This window comes from Rhodococcus sp. 11-3, from assembly GCF_023704055.1.
Lineage (GTDB): Bacteria > Actinomycetota > Actinomycetes > Mycobacteriales > Mycobacteriaceae > Rhodococcus > Rhodococcus aetherivorans.
On sequence record NZ_CP080406.1, the window covers coordinates 4,320,906 to 4,345,454 of the forward strand.

The 24,549-nt window shown below is 71.2% G+C and carries 24 protein-coding genes; 6 read left to right on the top strand and 18 right to left on the bottom strand.

The window, feature by feature from the left end; translation table 11 throughout:
* Positions 1-29 precede the first annotated feature (29 nt).
* On the bottom strand, positions 30-1,220 hold the full coding sequence (locus KZJ41_RS19910; RefSeq protein ID WP_050036405.1) for an NAD(P)/FAD-dependent oxidoreductase: 1,191 nt from the start codon (positions 1,218-1,220) through the stop codon (positions 30-32).
* A gap of 185 nt (positions 1,221-1,405) precedes the next feature.
* Between KZJ41_RS19910 and KZJ41_RS19915 the strand changes: the two genes are divergently transcribed.
* From KZJ41_RS19915 to KZJ41_RS19935, 5 genes are read left to right on the top strand one after another with little or no spacing between them, the layout of a single operon-like run.
* Positions 1,406-1,867: an Asp23/Gls24 family envelope stress response protein gene (locus KZJ41_RS19915; protein WP_006936221.1), complete on the top strand. Its 462-nt coding sequence runs from the start codon at positions 1,406-1,408 to the stop codon at positions 1,865-1,867.
* Positions 1,864-2,181, top strand: a complete 318-nt coding sequence (locus tag KZJ41_RS19920; protein ID WP_029545019.1) for a hypothetical protein — start codon at positions 1,864-1,866, stop codon at positions 2,179-2,181. The genes KZJ41_RS19915 and KZJ41_RS19920 overlap by 4 nt, the downstream gene beginning before the upstream one ends.
* Positions 2,178-2,372 (top strand): hypothetical protein, encoded by a 195-nt coding sequence (locus tag KZJ41_RS19925; RefSeq protein WP_003937668.1) that lies wholly within the window; start codon positions 2,178-2,180, stop codon positions 2,370-2,372. Before KZJ41_RS19920 ends, KZJ41_RS19925 begins: the two co-directional genes overlap by 4 nt.
* Positions 2,365-3,402, top strand: coding sequence for a DUF6286 domain-containing Asp23/Gls24 family envelope stress response protein (locus tag KZJ41_RS19930; RefSeq protein ID WP_050035581.1), 1,038 nt, complete (start codon positions 2,365-2,367; stop codon positions 3,400-3,402). The genes KZJ41_RS19925 and KZJ41_RS19930 overlap by 8 nt, the downstream gene beginning before the upstream one ends.
* Complete coding sequence (locus tag KZJ41_RS19935; protein WP_050035582.1) at positions 3,399-3,974, top strand: hypothetical protein; 576 nt, start codon at positions 3,399-3,401, stop codon at positions 3,972-3,974. Before KZJ41_RS19930 ends, KZJ41_RS19935 begins: the two co-directional genes overlap by 4 nt.
* 132 nt (positions 3,975-4,106) lie before the next feature.
* Here KZJ41_RS19935 and tuf read toward each other — a convergent pair whose 3' ends face one another.
* The 16 genes from tuf to KZJ41_RS20015 form a co-directional block, all read right to left on the bottom strand.
* The gene (gene tuf / locus KZJ41_RS19940) at positions 4,107-5,297 is read right to left on the bottom strand and encodes an elongation factor Tu (protein ID WP_006936215.1); all 1,191 of its coding nucleotides are present in this window, start codon (positions 5,295-5,297) and stop codon (positions 4,107-4,109) included.
* Positions 5,298-5,389: 92 nt separating this feature from the next.
* The gene (gene fusA, locus KZJ41_RS19945) at positions 5,390-7,492 is read right to left on the bottom strand and encodes an elongation factor G (RefSeq protein ID WP_006936214.1); all 2,103 of its coding nucleotides are present in this window, start codon (positions 7,490-7,492) and stop codon (positions 5,390-5,392) included.
* A 147-nt stretch (positions 7,493-7,639) separates the two neighbouring features.
* Entirely contained in the window at positions 7,640-8,110 is a 471-nt protein-coding gene (rpsG, locus tag KZJ41_RS19950) for a 30S ribosomal protein S7 (protein WP_003937663.1), read from the bottom strand.
* Positions 8,110-8,484, bottom strand: a complete 375-nt coding sequence (rpsL, locus tag KZJ41_RS19955) for a 30S ribosomal protein S12 (protein WP_003937662.1) — start codon at positions 8,482-8,484, stop codon at positions 8,110-8,112. Before rpsL ends, rpsG begins: the two co-directional genes overlap by 1 nt.
* 311 nt (positions 8,485-8,795) lie before the next feature.
* Positions 8,796-9,347: a DUF3558 domain-containing protein gene (locus KZJ41_RS19960; RefSeq protein ID WP_006936213.1), complete on the bottom strand. Its 552-nt coding sequence runs from the start codon at positions 9,345-9,347 to the stop codon at positions 8,796-8,798.
* On the bottom strand, positions 9,344-9,883 hold the full coding sequence (locus KZJ41_RS19965) for a DUF3558 domain-containing protein (protein WP_006936212.1): 540 nt from the start codon (positions 9,881-9,883) through the stop codon (positions 9,344-9,346). Before KZJ41_RS19965 ends, KZJ41_RS19960 begins: the two co-directional genes overlap by 4 nt.
* Before the next feature lie 9 nt (positions 9,884-9,892).
* Entirely contained in the window at positions 9,893-10,522 is a 630-nt protein-coding gene (locus tag KZJ41_RS19970; protein ID WP_006936211.1) for a TetR/AcrR family transcriptional regulator, read from the bottom strand.
* Positions 10,519-11,175 carry a TetR/AcrR family transcriptional regulator gene (locus tag KZJ41_RS19975; RefSeq protein WP_050035584.1) on the bottom strand — a complete coding sequence of 219 codons (657 nt, stop codon included), beginning with the start codon at positions 11,173-11,175 and terminating at the stop codon, positions 10,519-10,521. The genes KZJ41_RS19970 and KZJ41_RS19975 overlap by 4 nt, the downstream gene beginning before the upstream one ends.
* 10 nt (positions 11,176-11,185) lie before the next feature.
* Positions 11,186-12,235, bottom strand: a complete 1,050-nt coding sequence (locus KZJ41_RS19980; RefSeq protein ID WP_251549458.1) for an LLM class F420-dependent oxidoreductase — start codon at positions 12,233-12,235, stop codon at positions 11,186-11,188.
* A 60-nt stretch (positions 12,236-12,295) separates the two neighbouring features.
* Entirely contained in the window at positions 12,296-13,075 is a 780-nt protein-coding gene (locus tag KZJ41_RS19985; RefSeq protein ID WP_203330084.1) for an enoyl-CoA hydratase family protein, read from the bottom strand.
* A gap of 11 nt (positions 13,076-13,086) precedes the next feature.
* Positions 13,087-14,247, bottom strand: coding sequence for an acyl-CoA dehydrogenase family protein (locus KZJ41_RS19990; protein ID WP_006936207.1), 1,161 nt, complete (start codon positions 14,245-14,247; stop codon positions 13,087-13,089).
* A 2-nt stretch (positions 14,248-14,249) separates the two neighbouring features.
* Positions 14,250-16,442 carry a biotin carboxylase N-terminal domain-containing protein gene (locus KZJ41_RS19995; protein WP_251549460.1) on the bottom strand — a complete coding sequence of 731 codons (2,193 nt, stop codon included), beginning with the start codon at positions 16,440-16,442 and terminating at the stop codon, positions 14,250-14,252.
* Between the two features lie 7 nt (positions 16,443-16,449).
* Positions 16,450-18,048: an acyl-CoA carboxylase subunit beta gene (locus KZJ41_RS20000; protein WP_006931255.1), complete on the bottom strand. Its 1,599-nt coding sequence runs from the start codon at positions 18,046-18,048 to the stop codon at positions 16,450-16,452.
* Entirely contained in the window at positions 18,045-19,202 is a 1,158-nt protein-coding gene (locus tag KZJ41_RS20005) for an acyl-CoA dehydrogenase family protein (RefSeq protein WP_203330082.1), read from the bottom strand. Before KZJ41_RS20005 ends, KZJ41_RS20000 begins: the two co-directional genes overlap by 4 nt.
* The gene (locus tag KZJ41_RS20010) at positions 19,199-20,959 is read right to left on the bottom strand and encodes an acyclic terpene utilization AtuA family protein (protein ID WP_203330081.1); all 1,761 of its coding nucleotides are present in this window, start codon (positions 20,957-20,959) and stop codon (positions 19,199-19,201) included. The genes KZJ41_RS20005 and KZJ41_RS20010 overlap by 4 nt, the downstream gene beginning before the upstream one ends.
* Positions 20,956-21,747 (bottom strand): TIGR03084 family metal-binding protein, encoded by a 792-nt coding sequence (locus tag KZJ41_RS20015; protein WP_006931262.1) that lies wholly within the window; start codon positions 21,745-21,747, stop codon positions 20,956-20,958. The genes KZJ41_RS20010 and KZJ41_RS20015 overlap by 4 nt, the downstream gene beginning before the upstream one ends.
* 145 nt (positions 21,748-21,892) lie before the next feature.
* Between KZJ41_RS20015 and KZJ41_RS20020 the strand changes: the two genes are divergently transcribed.
* Complete coding sequence (locus KZJ41_RS20020; RefSeq protein ID WP_050035590.1) at positions 21,893-22,774, top strand: DMT family transporter; 882 nt, start codon at positions 21,893-21,895, stop codon at positions 22,772-22,774.
* Here KZJ41_RS20020 and KZJ41_RS20025 read toward each other — a convergent pair.
* A complete protein-coding gene (locus tag KZJ41_RS20025) occupies positions 22,771-24,393 on the bottom strand; it encodes an MFS transporter (RefSeq protein ID WP_161995947.1) in 1,623 nt (540 codons plus the stop codon). The genes KZJ41_RS20020 and KZJ41_RS20025 overlap by 4 nt on opposite strands.
* Positions 24,394-24,549: the final 156 nt, after the last annotated feature.

A 24,549-nucleotide genomic window follows, 5' to 3' on the forward strand; every position in this document is an offset into this window, starting at 1 on the left:
CACGAATCTAGCGCTCGCCGTCCCGGCGGCTAGGACGTGGGCGCGAGGATCTCCGTGATCGGCGCGCCCTCGGCGATCTTGCCTCGCATTTTCATCACCGGCCCGGCCAGTCCCGCGCCGACCACACCGGTGAGACGACCGTCGCGCTCGTAGTAGGCGAGGAACTTGCGGCCGTCGTCACGCACCACGTGCACGGTGTCGTCGGCGCGGACCGCACCGAGGGCCTGGATCTTCACTTCGTACTGGTCGCTCCAGAAGTACGGCACCCGCGCGGCGTCGGCGACGGTGGACCCGAGCAGCGCGCCGGCGAGCACCTTCGCCTGCTCCCCCGCGTTCGTCCAGTGCTCGAGACGCGCGCACCGACCGTCCGAGACCTCCCAGGCCGCGACGTCCCCGACCGCCCACACGTGCGGGGCCGAGGTGCGGCCCACGCCGTCGCACACCACACCGTTGTCCACCCGCACCCCCGAACCGTCGAGCCAGTCGGTGACCGGCACCGAGCCGATCCCCACCACCACCAGGTCCACGTCGAGGTCGGTGCCGTCGCTCAGGACCGCGCCGGTGACCCGCCCGTCGCCGCGCAGGGCGCGCACCCCCACGCCGGCCCGCACGTCGACACCTTCGTCGGTGTGCAACCGGGCCACCAGCGCGCCGACCCGCTCGCCGAGCACCGACGCCAGCGGCGTCGGCTGCGGCTCGACCAGCACCACGTCCATGCCCCGCGCCCGCAGGCTCGCCGCGACCTCGCAGCCGATGAACCCGGCGCCGACGATCAGCGCCCGCCCGCCCGGGACGACCGCCGCGCGCAGGGCCCGGCTGTCGTCCACGGAGCGCAGCACGTGCACCCCGGCGAGCCCGGCCGTGCCGGGCAACCGCCTCGGCCGCAACCCGGTCGCGACGATCAACTCGTCGAACCCGACGCTCTGCCCGTCGGACAGCGCGACGGTGCGGGCCGCCGCGTCCAGCGCCTGCACCCGCACACCCAGGCGCAGCTCGATGCGCTGGTCGTCGAAGAACTCCCGCGGCCGCAGGGTGGTGTCGTCGGTCCCGCCACGGACGACGTCCTTCGACAGCGGGGGCCGGTCGTAGGGCAGATGCGGCTCGTCGCCGATCAGGACGAGCTCGCCGTCGAATCCACCGTGGCGCAGTTCCTCTGCGGCACGCACCCCCGCCAGCCCCGCCCCGACCACGACGATCCGCTGTGTTCCCGTCTCACCCACCCGCTCCACCCTCTCCGCCAGCAGTGACCCACGCCACCGTAATCCGTGCAACTGTTTTACCAAATACAGGGACCTCCGGACAGGGCGCCGTTCATGCGAGCCGCGTGCCCCGCACCCGGGGCGGCCTGGAGTTACTACAGTCGGAGGGGACAGACCTTCATCCGGCAGGCCGACGAGGAGCCCCCATGACCAGCGACAGCGGCGCAGGCGTCAGCCGCGTGCAGTTCGGCAACGGAATCGCGCCGGGACCGGTCGACACCCAGGGGCGCACCATCATCGCCGACGCGGTCGTGGCGAAGATCGCCGGAATCGCGACCCGCGAGATCAGCGGCGTCTACGACGTCGGCGCGGGCACCGCACGCGTGGTCGGGGCCCTGCGGGACCGCATTCCCGGCGCGCGGATCAACCACGGGCAGGGCGTCGCGGTGGAAGTCGGGGAGAAACAGGCCGCGATCGACATCGGCATCGTCGCCGAATACGGCGTGGCCCTGCACGAACTCGCCGTCGCGATCCGCCACAACGTGATCGCGGCCGTCGAACGGATGACCGGCCTCGAGGTCACCGAGGTCAATATCACCGTCTTCGACGTCGTGCTGTTCGACGAGACCACCGGTGTCGCCGACGACCTGAAACCCCGCGTCCAATGACCACCCCCGCCGAGCCCGCAGAACTCGCCGCGGCCGCCGCCCGGACCGTGCCCGGCGTCGCCGACCTCCACGGCGGAGCGTTCGGCGAGGTCGCGACCTATCTGCCGGGCCGGCGCGTCACCGGGATCCGCCTCGGCTCCGACACGTGCGCGGTGCACATCGTCGTCGAGTACCCGGCCGACCTGTACGCCGTGGCGGCCGCCGTCCGCGCCCGGCTCGAGCCGCTGCTGGGCGTCCCCGTGGATGTGACCATCGAAGACATACGGATCCCGTCACCCGACGGCGAGCACCCGACCAGTGAGGTGACCCAGTGAACCACACCCCTGTCAGCAACACCGCCGTCGGACTCCTCGCGGGACTGCTGCTGGCCCTCGCGGGCATCCTCGGGGGCTTCAGCGGCCTGCTGTTCGGCATCCTGCTCGGCGCCCTCGGCATGGCGATCGGCGCCCACCGGGACGGGCTTCTCGACCTGGGCGCTCTGCTGCGGAGCCGGGGCCGTGGCTGACCCCACGCCCACCGGCCCGAGGACCCTGCCGGCCCAGGCCGGCGCCGACGCGGTCGCCACCGAGACGGTCGACCCCGTCGGGCACCGCGGCCAACTGGTCATCAAGGACCGCGCCGTCGAACGGATCGCCGCGGCCGCCGCCCTCCAGGTGCCCGGTGTGGTTCGTCAACGCGGTGGCCTGAGCCTGTTCACCGGGCGGGACCTGCCCCGCGCCGACGTCACCACCGGCGGCGGCGCCGTCGCGATCAACCTGTACATCGCCGCGGAATGGCCCTACGACGCCGCGGCCCTGACCCGGCGTGTGCACGACGCGGTGGACCGGCAGCTCCACGAGCTGACCGGCCTGCCGGTGCACGAACTCAACGTGCTCGTCGCGGCCACGTCCGTCGCCGGGCCGGCCGAGCGCAGCGAGCCGGCGGTGCCGGTCGAGTACACCGAGGCCGACATCGTCGCCCGGACGGAGTACCGGGCCCCCGTACCGGTCGTTTCGCCGCTGCCGCCCCTGGCCCACCCGGCCGCGGCCCCGGCGGCCGCGCTCATCGCCGTGGGCGCTCTGGCGCTCGCGTTCGCCGCCGCCCGGGAACTGCTCATCGTCCGCGGCACCTACGCGGGCGCGCCGTGGCTGCGGAACTCCTTCGAGTGGTTCGGCCGGCTGCACTGGCAGAGCTGGATCGCACCCGTCGCTGCGGTCCTCGTGCTGCTGGGGGTCGTGCTCGTAGTGGTGGCGGTCAAGCCGCGGCGCCGCACCCACGTGCCCCTGCAGGTGTCCGGTCCGGTCCCGACGGTGTGGATGCGCCGGACCGACCTGGCCCGGATGTGCAGCGCGCACGCGTCCACACTGCCCAGTGTGTACGCGGCCCGCACCGTCGTCGATCGCCGTCGCGCGCTCGTCAGCGTCGTGGGCTCGGGTGAGGAGTCGACCGCCGATCTGGTCGCCGCGGTCCGGGGTGCGGTGGCGCCGAATCTGGCTCTGCTCGCGGAGCCGATCGCTCTCGTGGTGCAGGTGCACCGGCCGAGGACGGCGCGATGAAGCTGCGCACCGTCCTGGTCAACCGGATGCTCACGTTCGCCGTGGGCGCCGCGCTCCTCGGCGCCGGGGCCTTCGCACTGGCCTGGGTGTGGCAGGTGCGCTTCGCCCGGGAATGGCTGGCCCGCCTGGACCGGCCGCGCATCATCGACATCCCGGACCAGTCCTGGTGGGAGGGCGCGTTGTGGACCGCCGTCGCGGTGGGGGTGACGATCGGGATCGTGCTCCTGGCGGTCAACTTCTCCCGGCGCCGGACGTCGCGGGTGCAGCTCTACGACGAGGTCACCGAGGCCACCCTGGCCGTGGAGCTCGGACCGGTGGCCGACGGCGTCGCCGGTGAGCTCGCGGCCCTGCCCGGTGTGCGGGCCACGCGCAGCCGGGCCGTGGTGGAACGCCATCTGCCGACCCTGTCGGTCACGGTGTACGCGGACCCGAACATCGACGTCGCCGACTTCACCGCCCGCGCCGAGGAGACCGCCGAGCGGGCCGCCCGGGCGCTGGGCGGGGCCCGCGTGGCGACGCAGGTACTGCTGCACCTGGATCCGGCCCACCCCGAATCCGGCGGACAGGGGTAGGCCGCCGAGCGAACGTGGCATTTCGTCGGCGTACGGAGATGAACGATACATTCGCTCGTTCCCCGGCGACGGAAACGCCGAACGGCGCCCACCCCGAAGGGTGGACGCCGTTCGACGTCAGCGAGAACTAGCTCACTTGATGATCTTCGTGACGCGACCGGCGCCGACGGTGCGGCCACCCTCGCGGATCGCGAAGCGCAGGCCCTCGTCCATGGCGACCGGCTGGATCAGCTTGACGGACATCTCGGTGTTGTCGCCCGGCATGACCATCTCGGTGCCCTCGGGGAGGGTCACAACGCCCGTCACGTCCGTGGTACGGAAGTAGAACTGCGGACGGTAGTTGTTGAAGAACGGGGTGTGGCGGCCACCCTCCTCCTTGTTGAGGATGTAGGCCTGGCCCTCGAACTCCGTGTGCGGGGTGGTGGTGCCCGGCTTCACGACGACCTGGCCACGCTCGACGTCCTCGCGCTTGATGCCGCGGACCAGCAGACCGACGTTGTCGCCGGCCTGGCCCTGGTCGAGCAGCTTGCGGAACATCTCGATGCCCGTGACCGTGGTCTTGGTCGAGGTCGGCTTGATACCGACGATCTCGACTTCCTCGTTCACGTTGATGACACCGCGCTCGATGCGGCCGGTGACGACCGTGCCACGACCGGTGATGGTGAAGACGTCCTCGACGGGCATGAGGAACGGCTTCTCGGTCTCACGGACCGGGTCCGGGATCGACTCGTCGACGGCGCTCATGAGCTCGAGGATGCTCTCGGTCCACTTCGGGTCACCCTCGAGTGCCTTCAGGGCCGAAACCTTGACGACAGGAGCCTCCTCGTCGAAGTCCTGCGCAGCGAGGAGCTCACGGACCTCCATCTCGACGAGCTCGAGGATTTCCTCGTCGTCGACCATGTCGGACTTGTTGAGCGCGACGAGGATGTAGGGCACGCCGACCTGACGGGCGAGCAGCACGTGCTCACGCGTCTGCGGCATCGGGCCGTCGGTGGCGGCCACGACCAGGATCGCACCGTCCATCTGAGCCGCACCGGTGATCATGTTCTTGATGTAGTCGGCGTGACCCGGAGCGTCGACGTGCGCGTAGTGGCGCTTCTCGGTCTGGTACTCGACGTGGGAGATGTTGATCGTGATACCACGAGCCTTCTCCTCCGGAGCCTTGTCGATCTGGTCGAACGCGAAGCTCTGGTTCAGCTCGGGGTACTTGTCGGCCAGCACCTTGGTGATCGCCGCCGTCAGAGTGGTCTTGCCGTGGTCGACGTGACCGATGGTGCCGATGTTCACGTGCGGCTTGGTCCGCTCGAACTTCGCCTTCGCCACTTGAGGGTCCTCCTGGACTGTTGTTGCTTGCAGTATGCAGCAGTGCGGTTGTTACTTACTTGGTCGTGCAGCCGACCGGGTCGGAACCGAGGTTACTCGCCGGTCGCCTTGGCGATGATTTCCTTCGAGACGTTCGCGGGAACCTCAGCGTAGGAATCGAACACCATGGAGAAGTTCGCGCGACCCTGGGTCTTCGACCGCAGGTCACCGATGTAACCGAACATCTCCGAGAGCGGAACCAGCGCCTTCACGACACGGGCACCACTGCGTTCCTCCATGGCCTGAATCTGGCCACGGCGGGAGTTGAGGTCGCCGATCACTTCACCCATGTAGTCCTCGGGGGTGGTGACCTCGACAGCCATGAGCGGCTCGAGGATGACCGGCGCAGCCTTGCGCGCGGCCTCCTTCAGGGCCTGCGAACCGGCGATCTTGAACGCCATTTCCGACGAGTCGACGTCGTGGTACGCGCCGTCGAGCAGGGTGACCTTGACGTTCACCAGCGGGTACCCGGCGAGCACGCCGTACTGCATCGCGTCCTGCGCACCGGCGTCGACCGAGGGGATGTACTCGCGGGGCACGCGGCCGCCGGTGACCTTGTTCTCGAACTCGTAGGTCGCGCCGTCCTCGCCCACGAAGGGCTCGAGGGCGATGATGACCTTCGCGAACTGGCCGGAACCACCGGTCTGCTTCTTGTGCGTGAACTCGAGCTTCTCGACCTTCTTGGTGATGGTCTCGCGGTACGCCACCTGCGGCTTGCCGACGTTGGCCTCGACCTTGAACTCACGACGCATGCGGTCGACGAGGATGTCGAGGTGGAGCTCGCCCATGCCGCCGATGACGGTCTGGCCGGTCTCCTCGTCCAGCTCGACGGAGAAGGTGGGATCCTCCTCGGCCAGCTTCTGGATCGCGGTGCCCAGCTTCTCCTGGTCGGACTTGGTCTTCGGCTCGATGGAGACCTGGATGACCGGATCCGGGAAGGTCATGGACTCGAGCACGATCGGGGCGTCCTGCGCGCACAGGGTGTCACCGGTCGTGGTGTCCTTCAGGCCGATCATCGCGTAGATGTGGCCGGCCACCGCCTCGTCGACCGGGTTCTCCTTGTTGGCGTGCATCTGGAACAGCTTGCCGATGCGCTCCTTCTTGCCCTTGGTGGCGTTGAGCACCTGGGCACCCGGCTCGATGCGGCCGGAGTAGACGCGCACGAAGGTCAGCTTGCCGAAGAACGGGTGCGCGGCGATCTTGAACGCCAGCGCGGAGAAGGGCTCTTCCTTGCTCGGCTTGCGGGTGAGGGTCTCTTCCTCGTCGCCGAGCTTGTGGCCCTCGACCTCGCCGATGTCGAGCGGGTTCGGCAGGTAGTCGATGACCGCGTCGAGCATGGGCTGGATGCCCTTGTTCTTGAACGCGGAACCGCACAGCACCGGGTACAGCTCGGAGGAGACGGTCAGCTTCCGGATGGCGCCCTTGATCTCGGCGACGGTGAGTTCCTCGCCACCGAAGTACTTCTCCATGAGCTCTTCGTCGCTCTCGGCGACCGTCTCGAGCAGCTTCTCGCGGTACTCGGCGACCTTGTCGGCCAGCTCCGCGGGGATCTCCTCGATGGTCGGCTCGGCGCCGATCTCGACGGTGCCACGCCAGGTGATGGCCTTCATCTCGACCAGGTCGACGACGCCGTCGAACGCGTCCTCCGCGCCGATCGGGAGCTGCAGGACCAGCGGCTTGGCGCCGAGGCGGTCGATGATGGTCTGGACCGTGAAGTAGAAGTCCGCGCCCATCTTGTCCATCTTGTTGACGAAGCAGATGCGCGGAACGTCGTACTTGGCGGCCTGCCGCCAGACCTGCTCGGACTGCGGCTCGACGCCCTCCTTGCCGTCGAACACGGCGACCGCGCCGTCGAGGACGCGCAGCGACCGCTCGACCTCGACCGTGAAGTCGACGTGGCCGGGGGTGTCGATGATGTTGATCTGGTTCTTGTTCCAGAAGCAGGTCACGGCGGCGGAGGTGATGGTGATACCCCGCTCCTTCTCCTGCTCCATCCAGTCGGTGGTCGAGGCACCGTCGTGGGTCTCACCGATCTTGTAGTTCACACCGGTGTAGAAGAGGATGCGCTCGGTCGTCGTGGTCTTGCCGGCATCGATGTGCGCCATGATGCCGATGTTGCGGACCTTGTTCAGGTCGGTCAGCACTTCCTGTGCCACAGGTAACCCCGCTCGTAGCTCGTGTCGGTCCTAGGGTGCGGACCAGTGTTCTCGGATGTTCAGCCGGCCTTCAGGGACCGACACAGTTGTGCGAACGGCCGGCCGGGAGGATTTCGGGAATACCGGTTCCTCCCGACCGGCATCGACTCACCAGCGGTAGTGCGCGAACGCCTTGTTGGCCTCGGCCATCTTGTGGGTGTCCTCGCGACGCTTCACGGACGCACCCAGACCGTTGCTGGCGTCGAGGAGCTCGTTCGCGAGGCGCTCGACCATGGTCTTCTCACGACGCTGACGCGAGAAGGTGACCAGCCACCGCAGGGCGAGGGTGGTCGAACGACCGGGACGAACCTCGACCGGCACCTGGTAGGTGGCGCCACCGACACGGCGGCTGCGCACCTCGAGGGCAGGCTTGACGTTGTCCAGAGCGCGCTTGAGGGTGACGACCGGATCGGTGCCGGTCTTCTCGCGCGCGCGCTCGAGTGCCTCGTAGACGATGCGCTCGGCGGTGGACTTCTTGCCGTCCAGCAGGATCTTGTTGACCAGCTGGGTGACGAGCGGCGACCCGTAGACCGGGTCGGCGATCAGGGGACGCTTCGGAGCGGGACCCTTACGTGGCATCAGCCCTTCTCCTTCTTCGCGCCGTAGCGGCTGCGCGCCTGCTTGCGGTTCTTGACACCCTGGGTGTCGAGCGAACCGCGGATGATCTTGTAGCGGACACCGGGGAGGTCCTTCACACGACCACCGCGCACGAGCACCATCGAGTGCTCCTGCAGGTTGTGACCCTCACCCGGGATGTAGGCGGTGACCTCGACGGAGCTGGTCAGACGCACGCGGGCGACCTTCCGGAGCGCCGAGTTCGGCTTCTTCGGGGTGGTGGTGTACACGCGAGTGCACACACCGCGGCGCTGCGGGCTGCCCTTGAGGGCCGCGGTCTTGACCTTGGCGGCCTTGTCGCGGCGGCCCTTACGGACCAGCTGATTGATGGTTGGCATCTACCGGCTTTCTCGTTGTCTGAAGACTGCTCGCACGAGCAACCTTGGCTGTTCTGAAATTAGGGATCCATCGGTTGGGGCAAGAGAGCCGCTGCCCCGCACCCACCCCTCGTGTGCACACGAGGTCGGGCGTGTCGCGTACCCCCACACAGGCAGCCGGGGGCTCGCTCCTGCGGTGATTCCACAGACCGCGCGCACGGCACTACCTCGCATAGGCACACAGATCGGCCCGGGCATGCCGGACACGACCCACAACGATACCCGGCGGCGCGGCGCAAGGTCAAAGCGAGCTGCGGGGGTCCGCTCGTGGCTCAACTGCTGAGGTCGAGGGTCAGTCGGGCCAGCGTGACGGCCGCCGCACACGGATCGGGAGGCGCCGAACCGGGCGCGTACTGCACCCACCAGCCGAAGATCCCCGTCGTGGACGCTCCGGCGGAGATCCCGCAGGACGCCGGGTCGTCGGGCGGGCGCATCAGCACGGCCCGCCGGCCCTCCACGGTCGTGTTCTCCACCGCGTATCCCAGCCGTTGCGCCGTCCCCCGCTCGGTGTCGAGGGACCCGGTCTCGAACCAGTTGAAGGTGACCTTCGCCGTCGCGCCCGCACCTGCGGTGTCCCACCGGCAGATCGCCCCGAAGAACCCGCGCTCGATCGCCTCGACGCCGACCGCCTCCGCGATCTGCTCGTCGGTGACGGCATCGCACTCGGTGAGCAGGCGCGTGAACTCGGCGGAGGCGCCGCCCGCTCCTGCCCCCTCCGGCACGGCCTGCCCCTCGATCGTGCTGCCGCACCCGGCGAGCACCGCGGCCAGGGCCAGCAGCGACGGCAGCGTCGCCACCCGCGTCGTCCGCGTCGTCCGCTTCACCGCTGTGCCCTTTCCGCGCTGAGCTCGGCCAGGTCGCGGGCCACCACGCACGCGTCCGCGGCCGGCGTGAAGAGCCCGTACGTGACGGACCAGTGCACGAAGTCGCCCCCGAACTGCACGCCGATCTCGCACAGCACGGTCTGCCCGAAGTCGTTCTGCGCCGAGCCCTGGAAGCCCGGGTTGCCGTCGATCTCCACGTCGATCGCGGGCCGGCCGATCAGGTCGGAACCGGCGCGTTCGCGGCCGATCGGGCTGCCGCGGTACCAGGAGAACGTCACGCTCGGGCCGCCCGCCCCGACGAGTTCCCACTCGCATCCCACCGAGTTGCGGGTGACCTGCACGAACGACCCCAGCCCGAAGGCCCGGGCCACCTCGTCGTCGGTGACCGACCCGCACGCGCCGAAGAACGGGCCCGGCTCGGTCACCTGCAGGGTGGGCGACGCGCCGGCCGGGCCCTCGGCCGGGTCCGAGCCGCACCCGGCGACGACGGCACCGACGAGTCCGAGGACCGCGACCGTGGCCAGCTTGGGAGGCATGCCACAAACCTAACCGGCCGGGTGCTGCGCCGCCGAACGCTGCCGGGCCGCGTCGAGCACCGTGTCGAGCTGCGCGGCCCAGTGCCGGACGATCTCGGCCCGGCGCCGCGAATCGTCGGTGAGGACGTCGGCGAGGCCGAGGCCGCGCGCGAGGTCGAGGGTGGCCTGCACCATGCGGTGCACCGTCGCGTCGGACTCGTCCACGCCGAGTTGCTCGACGGCGACGCGGTGGGCGACGCGGCCGAAGTGTTCCTCGAGGGGGACGATGCGGGCCCGCAGTTCCGGATCGGCCGCCGCGGCCGTCCACACCTGCAGCGCCGCCTTGAACAGGGTGCCGGTGTAGTAGTCGACGAGCCGGCGCACCACGGCCTCGGTACGGGCGGCCCCCAGGGGCAGGTCCACAGTGTCGCGGCGGGCGAGATCCATACGGCTGTCGAACATGAACTCGAGCGCCGCGGTGATGAGGTCCTCCCGGGTCGGGAAGTGGTGCTGGGCCGCGCCGCGGGACACGCCCGCCCGCTCGGCGACCACCCCCACCGTGGTCGCGCCCCACCCCAGCTCCGCGAGGCAGTCGATGCTCGCCTCGAGCAGCCGGCGGCGCGTGACCCGGCTCCGATCCTGCTTGGGCTGCCGGGTCATCGCAGCGCGCCCCCGGCGGCGGGATCCCCGGGTTCGTCGTCCACCAGGACCCGTTCCATCTGGCGACGCCACACCGCCAGCTGGGGTTCGGTCAGCGGGTCGCGGGGGTCGATGGCGTAACCGAGGGCCGCCCCGCGCATCGCCTGATAGATCAGGTCGCGCACCTCGGCGAACCGGGGGCGGTTCGCGATCTCCGGACCGAAGTTCGCGGTCGTCTGCTCCTTGATCATCCGGCCCAGGAGGCGTTCGAGCGGCAGCAGCTCGGCCCGAAGTTCCTCGTGGCCGCGCGCGGCGAGCCACAGCTCCATCGACGCCCAGAAGTACGGCTGCCGGAAGTTCCACCACATCCGGTCGACCGCGGCGGCGATACGTTCGACCGGGTCGGCGGGCCAGGGATGGTCGCCGTCGAGGCCCTGGACCCCCTGGGCGGCGAGGTGGTGCACGGCGGCGACGAGCAGGGCGTCCCGCGACGGGTAGTGGTGCAGCAGCCGCCCGCGGGACACGCCGGCCGCCTCCTGGATGCGCACGGTGGTGGCGTTGGAGTAACCGTGCTCGACGAGCACGGCCACCGCCGCGTCGAGGATCCGCTTGCGGGTGGCACGGCTGCGCTCCTGCTCGCCGCGACGGCGGACATCCGGGGACGGGCTGCTCATGGCGATCAGACTAGGCAGGCCGGCGCGTCAGCTCGCGGAGGGTGACCGTCGAGGCGAGGCGCCCGGCCCGGGTGTCCTCGAGGGCCATGATGTTGATCGTGGTGACTCCGGCGGCCTCGAACGCGGCGAGGCGCTCGGCGACGTGACTGCGCGGGCCGACGAGGCACACGCCGTCGATCAACTCGTCGGGGATCGCCGCCTCGGCCTCCTTCTTCCGCCCGGCCAGGTAGAGGTCCTGAACGGTCTCGGCCTCGCGCTCGAAGCCGTAGGTGCGGGCGAGCTGGTTGTAGAAGTTCTTGCCCTTGGCGCCCATTCCGCCCAGGTACAGCGCCAGGTGGGGCCGGGCGCGGTCGCGCAGCTCGGCGACGTTGTCCCCGATCCCGACCTGGACGTTGACCACCACCCCGAGCTCCCCGAGCGCCGGGTCCCGCTTCGCCTTGCCCTCGGCGAGCGCGTCGCCCCATACCCGGTGCGCGTGCTCGGGGAAGAAGAACACCGGCTCCCAGGCCTCGGCGATCTCGGCGGCGAGGGCGACGTTCTTCGGGCCGAGCGCGGCGATCATGATCGGAATGCGTTCGCGAACCGGCTGATTGATGAGCTTGAGGGGCTTGCCGAGCCCGGTGCCGCGGTCGGTCGGCAGCGGGATCGTGTACTTGCGGCCGGCGTATTCGAGCTTCTCGCGCCGCCACACGGCCCGGCAGATGTCGACGACCTCGCGGGTCCGCTGCAGGGGCGCGTCGTACGGCACGCCGTGGAAGCCCTCGATCACCTGCGGGCCGGACGCCCCGAGGCCGAGCACGAAGCGGCCGCCGGAGACGTAGTCCATGCCGGCGGCCGTCATCGCGAGCAGCGACGGCGTGCGGGTGTAGATCGGCACCACGCCCGTGCCGAGCTGCACCGTCGAGGTGCGCGCGGCCAGGTAGCCGAGCTGGCTGAAGGCGTCGAAGCTGTAGGCCTCGGCGACGAATGCGATGTCGAGCCCCACCGATTCGAGTTCGACGATCTCGTCGACGACCTGCCGGAAGTCACCCGCGTAGTCGGGCTGGATGCCGAGTTTCATGACAGCCACTGTCGTACACCCACCACTATCCAGTCAACCCTGACCGTTTTACGGACCGTGTCACGACCGGCTCCACGACGGCGGCCGCTTCTGCAGGAACGCGGTCATCCCCTCGACCGCCTCCGCGGAGCCGAACAGCCGCGCCGACTGCTCCGCCAGCTCGTCACCGTACCGGTCGAAGTCGGCGAGCATCCGCATCGTGGTGAGCCGCTTGGATTCGCCGAGCCCCTGCGGCGAGCATTCCCGCAGCTGGGCGAGGATCTCCCCCACCGACGCCTGCGGATCGTCGGTCTCGACGGTGACCAGGCCGATCGCCGCTGCCACCTCCGGCCCGAACCGCTCACCGGTGAGGAAGTAGCGGCTCGCGGCACGGGAGGTGAGCCGTGGCAGCACCGTCAGCGAGATGATCGACGCCGCCAGCCCCAGCCGGGCCTCGGTCAACGCGAACGTCGACCGGGGCCCGGCGACGGCGAGGTCGCATGCGCCGACCAACCCCATGCCGCCGGCGCGCACGTGCCCGTCGACCCGCCCGATCACCGGCTTGGGCAGCTCCAGGATCGACCGCAGCACCGCCGTCATCTCCCGCGTCCGGGCGGCAGCCGCCGCCGCGGCGCCGCCCTCCGCGGTGCTCGCCTCGCTCAGGTCGGCGCCGGCACAGAAGGTGCCGCCCTCATGGGTGAGCACGACCGCGCGGACCCCGTCGTCGGCGGCCGCGTCGGCGAGGCCCTGCCGGAGCTGCGCCACGAGCCTGGCGGAGATCGCGTTGCGGTTGTGCGGCGAGTCGAGAGTCAGGGTGGCGAATCCCTCGCTCACGTCGTACCGGACGAACGTCTCGGACACCGGCGCTCCCCTCAGTACGACCGGGGCAGGCCCAGCGAGTGCTGGGACACGAAGTTGAGGATCATCTCCCGGCTCACCGGCGCCACCCGCGCGATCCGCGCCGCGCCGAGCATCGCGGCAAGCCCGTACTCGCGGGTGAGCCCACCGCCGCCGTGCGTCTGGATCGCCTGGTCGAGCGACTTGATGCTGGCCTCGGCCGCGGCGTACTTGGCCATGTTCGCGGCCTCGGCGGCGCCGAAGTCGTCGCCGCTGTCGTACAGCACCGCGGCCTTCTGCATCATCAGCTTGGCCAGTTCGAGCTCGATCTTGCACTGCGCGAGCGGATGCGCGATGCCCTGGTGCGCCCCGATCGGCGACTTCCACACGGTCCGTTCGTTGGCGTACCGCACCGCCGCGTCCAGCGCGTAGCGGCCCATGCCCACGGCCATCGCCGCGCCGAGGATCCGCTCGGGGTTCAGGCCGGCGAACAGCTGCATCAGCGCGGCGTCCGGCTCCCCCACCAGCGCGTCCGCCGGCAGGCGCACGTCGTCGAGGAACAGGGTGAACTGGCGGTCCGGTTCGACGATGTCCATCTCCATCGGCGTCTTGACGAAATTGTCCGCGTCGGTGGGGACGATGAACAGCGCCGGCCGCAGCTTGCCGCTCTTCGCGTCCTCGGTGCGGGCCACGATGAGCACCGCGTCGGCCTGATCCACACCGGAGATGTAGATCTTGCTGCCGCGCAGTATCCAGTCCTCCCCGTCGCGCCGCGCGACGGTGGTGATCTCGTGCGAGTTCGAGCCGGCGTCGGGCTCGGTGATGCCGAACGCCATGATCTTCGAGCCGTCGGCGAGCGCGGGCAGCCAGCGTTGCTTCTGCTCGTCGGTGCCGAACTTGGCGATGATGGTGCCGCAGATGGCCGGCGAGACCACCACCAGCAGCAGCCCGCAGCCCTGCGCGGCGAGTTCCTCCTGGACCAGGGCGAGTTCGTAGATGCCGGCCCCGCCGCCGCCGTACTCCTCGGGCAGGTTCACGCCCAGGAAGCCGAGCTGGGCGGCCTCGCGCCACAGCTCGGTCAGCGGTTCGCCCTTGCGGGCCTTCGGCAGCACGTAGTCGACGTAGTTGTAGCGCTTGGCCAGGCCCGCGACCGCGGCGCGCAGCTGCTTCTGCTCGTCGGTTTCGATGACGCTCATGGTTACTCCTCGATGTCGGCCGGGGCGGACGGTTCGCCGGACTCGGCGGGGGTGACGACGGCCAGCACGGCGCCCAGTTCGACCTGGGTGCCGACGGCGACGGGCAGCTCGGTGAGCACGCCCGCGGTGGGGGCCTTGACGATGTGTTCCATCTTCATCGCCTCGAGCCAGAGGACCGGTTGCCCGGCGGTGACCGCATCGCCGACCGCGGCCCCGATCCGGATCACCGAGCCGGGCATCGGGGCGAGCAGCGAACCCGCGGCGACGTGGGCGGAGGGTTCGACGAACCGGGGGATCGCGCGCAGCCGTACCGGGCCGAGCGACGAGTCCACATGCACCGCGTCGCCGTAGCGCGCTACGTCGAACTGGCGGTGCACGCCGTCGATCGCGAGCACCACCCGGCGCTCGGTGTGCGCGACGAGGACGACGCCGGGATGGTCATCGGCGATCAGCCCGGACCGGGTGAGCCGGTACCGCACCTCGTGTGCACCGCGGTCGCCCTCGTACCGTTTGACCTGCGGCTGCGACGGCAGGTTGCGCCAGCCGCTCGGCAGGCCGCGGGCGACCGTCGCGGCCGCGCGGTGGGCGGCGGCGTCCGCCAGGGCCGCGGCGAGCGCGGACAGCGATTCGGCCCCGGCGTCGGCGAGCGGCGCGGCGAGCGTGTCGAGCCCGTGGGTGTCGAAGAAGGCGGTGTCGGTGTTGCCGGCGAGGAATTCGGGATGCCGCAGCACGTTCACCAGCAGGTCCCGGTTGGTGCGCAGGCCGTGCACCTCGGCGCGGGCCAGCGACGTCGCGAGCATCCGCGCCGCGCGGCCCCGGGTCGGGGCGTACGAGATCACCTTGGCGAGCATCGGGTCGTAGTGCACGCCCACCGCCGAGCCGTCCTCGACGCCGGAGTCCAGGCGCAGCCCGGGCTCGCGCAGCACCTCGAACGCGGCGACGCGGCCGGGCAGCGCGAGACGGTGCACCGTGCCGGACTGCGGCCGCCAGTCCTGCGCCGGGTCCTCCGCGTAGAGCCGCACCTCGATCGAATGTCCGCTCGCCGGCGGGGGTTCGGGGTCGAGGCGGGCGCCGGCGGCGACCTGCAACTGCAGATCGACGAGGTCGAGGCCGGTGGTGCACTCGGTGACCGGGTGCTCGACCTGCAGGCGGGTGTTCATCTCGAGGAAGAAGAACTCGCCGTCCGCCGAGCTCCCCGTCGCTTCGCTCGCCCCGGTGACATTCCCCGTCGCTTCGCTCGCCCCGGTGACATTCCCCGTCGCTTCGCTCGCCCCGGTGACATTCCCCGTCGCTTCGCTCGCCCCGGTGACATTCCCCGTCGCTCCGCTCGCCCCGGTGACATTCCCCGTCGCTTCGCTCGCCCCGGTCGCGAGGAACTCGACGGTGCCCGCGCCCTCGTAGTCGATGGCCTGCGCGGCGCGCCGGGCCGCCGCGAACAGCCGCTCCCGCATCCCGGGCGTGGCCTCGACGAGCGGCGACGGCGCCTCCTCGACCACCTTCTGGTGGCGGCGCTGGATCGAGCACTCCCGCTCCCCCACCGCCCACACGGTCCCGTGCCGGTCCGCGAGGACCTGCACCTCGATGTGCCGGCCCGTTTCGAGGAAGCGCTCGCAGAACACCGTCGGATCGCCGAACGCGGACTGCGCCTCGCGCCGGGCCGCGGCGAGCTGGTCGGGCAGCTCGGCCAGGTCGCGGACCACCCGCATGCCGCGGCCGCCGCCCCCGGCGGACGCCTTGATCAGCACGGGCAGGTCGGCCTCGGTCACCGCGGCAGGGTCCAGCTCGGCCAGCACCGGCACACCGGCGTCGGCCATGATCTTCTTGGCCTCGACCTTCGAACCCATCCGGGCGATCGAGTCCGGGCCCGGCCCGATCCAGGTCAACCCCGCGTCGAGGACCGCCCGCGCGAATTCGGCGTTCTCCGAGAGGAACCCGTAACCCGGGTGGATCGCGTCGGCCCCCGCCGCGCGGGCGGCGGCGATGATCGCCTCGCCGCGCAGGTAGGTGTCGGCGGGAGCGGTGCCGGGCAGGCGCACCGCGGCGTCGGCCTCGGCGATGTGGGGGCTGCCGGCGTCCGCGTCGGAGAACACCGCGACGGTGCCGAGGCCGGCGCGCCGGCAGGAGGCGAACACCCGGCGGGCGATCTCGCCGCGGTTGGCGACGAGCACGGTGGTGACGGTATCGGTGTGGTTCACTGCTGCCTCACATCCGGAAGACACCGAAGCTGTCGGTGCCCTCGATCGGCGCGTTGGCGATGGCCGACAGGCACATCCCCACCACGGTGCGGGTGTCGCGCGGGTCGATGACCCCGTCGTCGTAGAGCCGGCCGGACAGGAACATCGGCAGCGACTCCGCCTCGATCTGGTTCTCGATCGCCGCACGCATCGCCTCGTCGGCGGCCTCGTCGAAGGCCTGGCCGCGCGCCTGGGCGGCGGCGCGTCCGACGATGGAGATGACACCGGCGAGCTGGGCGCCGCCCATCACCGCGGATTTGGCGCTGGGCCAGGCGAACAGGAACCGCGGGTCGAAGGCTCGGCCGCACATGCCGTAGTGGCCGGCCCCGTAGGAGGCGCCGAGCAGGATCGAGATGTGGGGCACCGTCGAGTTGGAGACGGCATTGATCATCATCGAGCCGTGCTTGATCATGCCGCGTTCCTCGTACTCGCGGCCGACCATGTAGCCGGTGGTGTTGTGCAGGAACAGCAGTGGCGTGTTCGCGCGGTTGGCGAGCTGGATGAACTGGGTGGCCTTCTGGGATTCCTCGCTGAACAGCACGCCGCGGGCGTTGGCGAGGATGCCCACCGGGTACCCGTGCAGACGGGCCCAGCCGGTGACGAGCGACGACCCGTAGAGCGGCTTGAACTCGTCGAAGTCGGAATCGTCGACGATGCGGGCGATCACCTCGCGGGGGTCGAACGGCACCTTGAGGTCGGCGGGCACGATTCCGAGCAGTTCCTCGGGGTCGTAACGCGGTTCGCGCACGTCGGGGTGGGGTTCGGGGCCCTGCTTGCGCCAGTTCAGGCGACGGACGATGCCCCGGCCGATCCGGATCGCGTCGGGCTCGTCGACCGCGTAGTAGTCGGCCAGCCCGGAGGTGCGGGCGTGCATCTCCGCGCCGCCGAGGGATTCGTCGTCGGATTCCTCGCCCGTGGCCATCTTCACCAGCGGCGGTCCGGCGAGGAACACCTTCGAGCGCTTCTCGATCATCACCACGTGATCCGACATGCCGGGAATGTAGGCGCCGCCCGCGGTGGAGTTGCCGAACACCAGCGCGATGGTGGGGATGCCGGCGGCGGACAGCTGCGTCAGGTCGCGGAACATGCGTCCGCCGGGGATGAACACCTCCTTCTGGGTGGGCAGGTCGGCGCCGCCCGACTCGACGAGGGAGATCACCGGCAGCCGGTTCTGCATCGCGATGTCGTTGGCGCGGAACCCCTTCCGCAGGGTCCACGGGTTGCTGGTGCCGCCGCGGACGGTGGGGTCGTTGGCGACGATCAGGCATTCGACGCCCTCGACGACGCCGATCCCGGTGACGGTGCTGCCGCCGACCGGGAACTCGGTGCCCCACGCCGCGAGCGGGGACAGCTCGAGGAACGGGGAATCCGGGTCGAGCAGCAGTTCGATGCGTTCGCGCGGGAGCAGCTTGCCGCGTTCGTGGTGGCGCCGGACGTACTTCTCCCCGCCGCCGGCGAGGGCCTTGGCGTGCTCGGTCTCGAGTGCGGCCAGTTCGGCGGTCATCGCCGAGGCCGCGGCGGCGTACTCTGCCGAGGCCGGGTCGAGGGTCGTCTGCAGGATGCTCACGCGGTGTACCCCAATCGTTTCGCCGCGAGCTCGGTGAGAATCTCGGTGGTGCCGCCGCCGATGCCGAGGATGCGCATGTCGCGGTACTGCCGTTCGACCTCGGACTCGGCCATGTAGCCGAGTCCGCCGAACAGCTGCACGGCCTGGTTCGCGACCCATTCGCCGGCCTCGACGGCGGTGTTCTTGGCGAAGCACACCTCGGCGACGAGGTCGCCGTCGCCGACGAGGGCTCGCTCGACGACCCGCCGGCCGTACACGCGCGCGACGTCGACGCGCCGGGCCATCTCGGCGAGGGTGCGCTGCACCGACTGCCGGGAGATCAGCGGCCGGCCGAACGTCTCGCGGTCGCGGCACCACGCCACGGTGAGGTCCAGACACCGCTGTGCGCTCGAATAGGCTTGGGCCGCAAGGGCAATCCGCTCCGAGACGAAGGCCTGGGCGATCTGCGCGAAGCCGCTGTTCTCGGTGCCGACGAGATTCTCGACGGGCACGCGCACGTCGACGAAGGACAGTTCGGCGGTGTCGGAGGCACGCCAGCCCATCTTGTCGAGCTTGCGCGAGACGGTGAATCCTTCGGCGCCCTTCTCGATCACCAGCAGCGAGATCCCGGCAGCGCCGGGACGTTCGCTGCCGCCGGTGCGCACGGCGGTCACCACGAAGTCTGCGCGGCAGCCGGAGGTGATGTAGGTCTTGGCGCCGTTGACGACGTAGTGGTCGCCGTCGCGGACGGCGGTGGTGGTCAGGTGCCCCACGTCGGAGCCGCCGCCGGGTTCGGTGATCGCGAGGGAGCCGATGAGCTCGCCCGCGAGGGTCGGCTCGACCCACTTCGCGATCTGCACCTCGTCGCCGGCGGCGACGAGGTGCGGCAGGGCGATGCCGCAGGTGAACAGGGAGGCGAAGGCGCCACCGGAGGCGCCGGCCTCGTGGAATGCCTCGCACACGGTGAGAGTGTCCGCCGCGTCGCCGCCGGACCCCCCGACGGCCTCGGGGAATCCGGCGCCGAGAAGCCCGAGGGCGGCGGCCTTCTTGTGCAGTTCGCGGGGCAGTTCGCCGTCGCGCTCCCACGCGGCGAGGTGCGGCAGGACCTCGCGCTGGACGAAGGAGTGGACGGTCGAGCGCAGGTCGCGGCGTTCGGGGGTGTCCCAGATGCTCACTCGGGGTTCTCCATCTCGGGGTTCTCCATCTCGGGGTCCTCCAGGAGGGTCTCGGGGATGTAGAGGTATCTGCTGCGCAGCCACTCGCCGAGGCCCTTGGCCTGCGGGTCGAAGCGGGCCTGTGAGGCGACGCCGCGGCCGAGGATGCCCTCGATCACAAAGTTCACCGCCCGCAGGTTCGGCAGCACATGGCGGGTCACGATGAGGTTCTTCGACTCGGGCAGAAGGGTTTTCAGCGCGTCGACGGTGAGGGTGTGCACCAGCCAGCGCCACTGGTCGTCGGTGCGCACCCACACCCCCACATTCGCGTCGCCGCCCTTGTCGCCGCTGCGGGCGCCGGCGACGAGCCCGAGCGGCGCGTGCCGGGTGGGCCCCGCGGGTAGCGGCGCGGGCAGCTCGGGCTCGGCGACGGGTTCGAGTGGGCGCGTCGGGGTGACGGGCGGGATCGGGACGCGGCTGCCGTCGGGCAGGACCGCCGTGTGCGGCACCTCGGCGGCGTCGACGTAGCCGGGCGTGAACACGGCGTACGGCTGGCCGTTGCCGGGCGGAGCGGTCAGCGAGAAGCCGGGGTAGCTGGCAAGCGCGTACTCGACGGCGACCGCGGAGAAGGCGCGGCCGACGACCTGCGGGTCGCGGTCGCGGACGGTGCAGCGCAGCAGGGCGCTGGCCGCCTCCTCCGTGTCGGCGTCCGGATGGTCGGTGCGGGCGAGGGTCCACTCGAGCTCGGCCGGACGCGCGGGCAGGCTCGCCTCCATCTGCCGGCGCACCAGCGCCGCCTTGGCCTCGATGTCGAGTCCGGTGAGGACGAACACCGCTTCGTTCCGGAATCCGGCGAGAGCGTTGAGGGAGACCTTCAGCGTCGGCGGGGGCGCCTCACCGCGGACCCCGGTGATGCGGACCCGGTCCGGTCCGTCCTGGGTGAGCCGGACGGAGTCGAGGCGCGTCGTCACGTCGGGTCCGGCGTAGCGGCCACCGGTCACCTCGTACAGCAGCTGGGCGGTCACGGTGCCGACGGTGACCGCGCCGCCGGTGCCGGGGTGCTTGGTGATGGTGGAGCTGCCGTCGGCATCGATCTCGGCGATCGGGAAGCCGGGCCGGTCGAGGTCGGCGATCTCGGTGAAGAACGCGTAGTTGCCGCCGGTGGCCTGGGTGCCGCACTCGATCACGTGTCCCGCCGCGACCGCACCGGCCAGGGCATCGAAATCGTCCCGGGCCCAGCCGAAGTGGGCGGCGGCCGGGCCGGCGATCACGGAGGCGTCGGTGACACGGCCGGTGACGACGATGTCGGCGCCGGCGGTGAGACACTCGGCGATGCCCCACGCCCCGAGGTAGGCGTTCGCGGTCAGCGGCGGCGGATCGGCGGCCAGGCCGAGTTCGGCGGCGCGGGCGATGAGGTCGTCGCCCTCGACGTACGCGACGGTGACGTCGAGTCCGAGCCGGCCGGCAAGCTCGCGCACGGCCGTCGCCAGCCCGGCGGGATTGAGTCCGCCGGCGTTGGCGACGATCCGCACGCCCTTGTCGACAGCGAGCCCGAGGCAGTCCTCGAGCTGGCGCAGGAACGTCTTGGCGTAGCCGAGCGCCGGGTCCTTCATCCGGTCCCGGCCGAGGATCAGCATGGTCAGCTCGGCGAGATAGTCACCGGTCAGGTAGTCGAGTTCCCCGCCCTCGAGCATCTCGCGCATGGCCGCGAGCCGGTCGCCGTAGAAGCCGGAGCAGTTCCCGATGCGCACCGCCCGTCCGGCCGTGGGGGCGCTCACGCGGTGGCTCCTTCCGGGGCGCGGCCGCCGCCGGGCGGTCCGGCGAACGCCTGCGCGAGGCCGAGCCACGCCTCGGCGTCGGGTCCGGTGGCGACGAGGTCGGTGTCGGCCCGGTGGATCCGCTGGGTCACCAGCCGGCAGAAGTCGAGGGCGGATCCGGTGACGGTCTGGGTGGCGGCGTCGGGCCCCCAGGTCCACTCCTGCCCGTCGGGGGCGGTGAGACGGACGCGGAACGGCTCGGCCGGCGGGGTGCGGCCGTGCACGGCGAAGGCGAAGTCGCGGGTGCGGACGCCGAGATGGGCGATGTGGCGCAGCCGGTGCGTGGGCGGGCGGGTGACGCCGAGCGCGTCGGCCACGTCGCCGCCGTGGGCCCAGGTCTCCATCAGCCGTGCCGTCGCCATGGAGGCCGCACTCATCGGCGGGCCGTACCAGACGATCTTGGTTCCGGCGGGGACGGCCGCGAGGGCGTCGGCGAGGGCGCGGCGGGCGGCACGCCAGTCGGCGAGCAACTCGGCCGGGGGGCGGCGGGCCTGTGCCCGCGCCCCGTCGTCGACGAACCCGTCCGGATCGGTGATCTCGCCGAGCCCGGCGACGAACGCCTCCGGGTCTTCGACGGCGGTGAGGGCGGCGCGATCGGTCCACAGCAGGTGTCCGATCTGGTGGGCGATGGTCCAGTCTTCGGCGGGGGTCGGGGTCGCCCAGCGCTCGTCCGGGAGGTCCGCGACGAGGGCGTCGAGGGACTCGCCCTCGGCACGCAGGTCGTCGAGAAGCGGTTGTAGCTCCGTCATGCGACCAGAGTCACACCCGGGGCGCAAAAAATCAAGCACTCGTGATTGTTTTTCTGGTTGAGGTGGCGCGTGCTGCCGATCGTGCTCCCGTGCGGCAACATTCGTCGCACGCGGGACGGCGGATCCCCCAGGCCACGGAGGACGGATGAGCGGTACAGCACCGGCGCCACGGGGCGGTAGCCGGACCGTGCCCGTCGCGGCCGTGCTCGGCTCGGTGCTCTCCCTGCAGTTCGGCGCGGCCTTCGCCAGCACCCTGTTCGACGACGTCGGTGCCCTCGGCACGGTCACGCTGCGGCTGACGCTCGCCGCGGTGATCCTGTGGGCGGTGGTGCGGCCGTCGGTGCGGCACTGGCGCCCGGCGCAGTGGCGCGGCGTGGTCGCGCTCGGGGCGAGCCTGGCCGCGATGAACGGCTTCTTCTATGTGGCGATCGCCCGGCTGCCGCTCGCGGCGGCGGTCACGATCGAGTTCCTCGGACCGCTCGCCCTCGCCGCGGTCCTCTCCCGCCGCCCGCGGGACGCGCTGTGGGTGGCGCTCGCCCTGGCCGGGGTGGTGCTCCTCGGGGCACGCGGCCTCGGCGGGGACGGCGGCGCCCTCGACCCGGCCGGGGTCGGTTTCGCGCTGCTCGCCGCCGCCGGCTGGGCCTGGTACATCGTCGCGGGCTCGCACGTGGCCACCACCGTCTCCGGCGCGGCGGGCCTGACCGTCGCCACCACCGTCGCCGCGGCGCTCGTGCTGCCCCTCGGCCTCGGGACCGCCGGCGCCGGCCTGGCCGATCCCGCGATCCTGGCCGCCGGAGCGGCGGTGGCCCTGCTGTCCTCCGTGGTCCCCTACAGCCTGGAGATGCGGGCGCTGCGGGAGCTGCCGAAGAACGTGTTCGCGATCCTCATCGCTCTCGAACCGGCGGCGGCGGCCCTGGCGGGCGCGCTGGTGCTCGGCCAGTGGGTCCAGCCCGTCGCGGCGGTAGGCATCGCGCTGGTGATCGTCGCCGGCGTCGGCGCCCTGCGCGGCAGCGGCGACCAACGCTAGCCGTCCGCGTCCCCGGGCGCGGCCCCCTGCCGCTCGTCCCCCGCCGGCTCGGCGCGTTCGTCCTGCGCACGGTACGACGCGAGGAGCCGTCTTTCGGCGTCGCGCTTCGGGAAGGCGAAGAACACCAGGACCGCACCGGCGGCGACGACGAGAATGGCGGCGGCATACGCCTTCGTGTCCCCGTCCAGGAACGCCGTGCGCGCGGCGGACATGATGGCGTCGGCGTACTGCGGGTACCGCTCGGCGAGGTCGGCGGCGCTCGCGAACGACTTGGTCAGCGCGGCCTGCGTCTGGTCGCTGATCTCGTCCGCCTCCGGCGACGAGGCGATCGCCGCCGAGATCGACGAAACGTATCCGGCGGTGAGCAACGCCCCGAGGATGGACTGCATCACGGCCCCGCCCAGATCGCGTTGCAGGTCGGCCGTTGCCGACGCCATCCCGGCCCGGGTCACCGGGACCGAGCCGGTCAGCGAGCGGGAGGCGGGCGTGCCGGCGAAACCGACCCCGATCCCCACGAGGCCGTACGCGAGCGCGATCTGCCAGTAACTGGAGGTCTCGTCCCACATCGTCAGCGCGACCGCGAGCCCGAGGAGGATGAACGCGTAGCCGAGCAGCAGGGTGGTGCGCGCACCCCGGCTCTCCACCATCCGGGCCGAGTACGGAGCCACCACGAGCATGCACGCGGCGGCCGGAAGGATCGTCGACCCGGCGGCGAGCGTGGAGTAGCCCAGCACGTTCTGCAGGAACTGCTGACCGACGAACATCGTCCCCATCAGGGTGCCGAACACGATGATGCCCGCCACCGCTGCCACCCAGAACGTCGGCCGCGCGGCCACCTTCAGGTCGAACAGCGGCTCGGGCACCCGCCGCTGCCGCCACACGAATACCGCGCCCGCCACGGCGGTGACGGCGGCGCAGACGAGCGCCGCCGTGCCTCGGCCGCTCTCGGGTGCGAGGTTGACCGTCAGGACGAGCGCCGCCACGAACAGCACCGACACGACACCGCCGACATGATCGACCGGCCCGGAGGTCTCGTTGACGTGCGCGGGAATCAGCACGGCCGCCGCCACGAGGGCGACGGCGGCGAGCGGCACGGTGATCAGAAAGGCCGAGCCCCAGTAGAAGTACTCCAGGAGCAGGCCGGACAGCAGCGGTCCGAGCGCAGCGACCGCACCGCCGGTCGCCGACCACAACGCGATCGCGCGGGTCCGCGAGGCTCCCGACCACAGCGCGGTGATCAGCGCCAGCGTGGTGGGATACGCCAGCCCCGCGGCGAGACCACCGGCCAGCCGGGCCGCGAACAGCACCTCGACGCTCGGTGCGAAGGCCGCCACCAGACACGCGGGTATCGACAGCGCGACGCCGAGCACGAGCAGCTGCTTGCGCCCGTAGCGGTCGCCGATCGCCCCCAGGTACAGCACCGACGCGGCCAGGCCCAGCGAATACCCGACGGCGACCAGGTTCAGTTCCGTCTGGCTCGCGTCGAAGGCCCGGCCGATCGCCGGCAGCGCGATGTTGGCAACCGAGAGATTGAGGTTCGCGACGGCGGCGACCAGGATCAACGTCGCGAGGACGGCCCCGGATCGCCGGGGGCTGCGATCGACCTCGACGGCCGTCACGGCCGCGACCCGTCGTACCGCGATGCGTCCATGTCCCACTCCCGGTGCCGGCTCGGCGCCACGCCGCGTTCGCTCGTACCCCCGGCGAGCAGCGTCCTCGACGATCATGATGACGCACCGGGCGCCGGATTCGGGCCGATTGCGACGATCGGTACG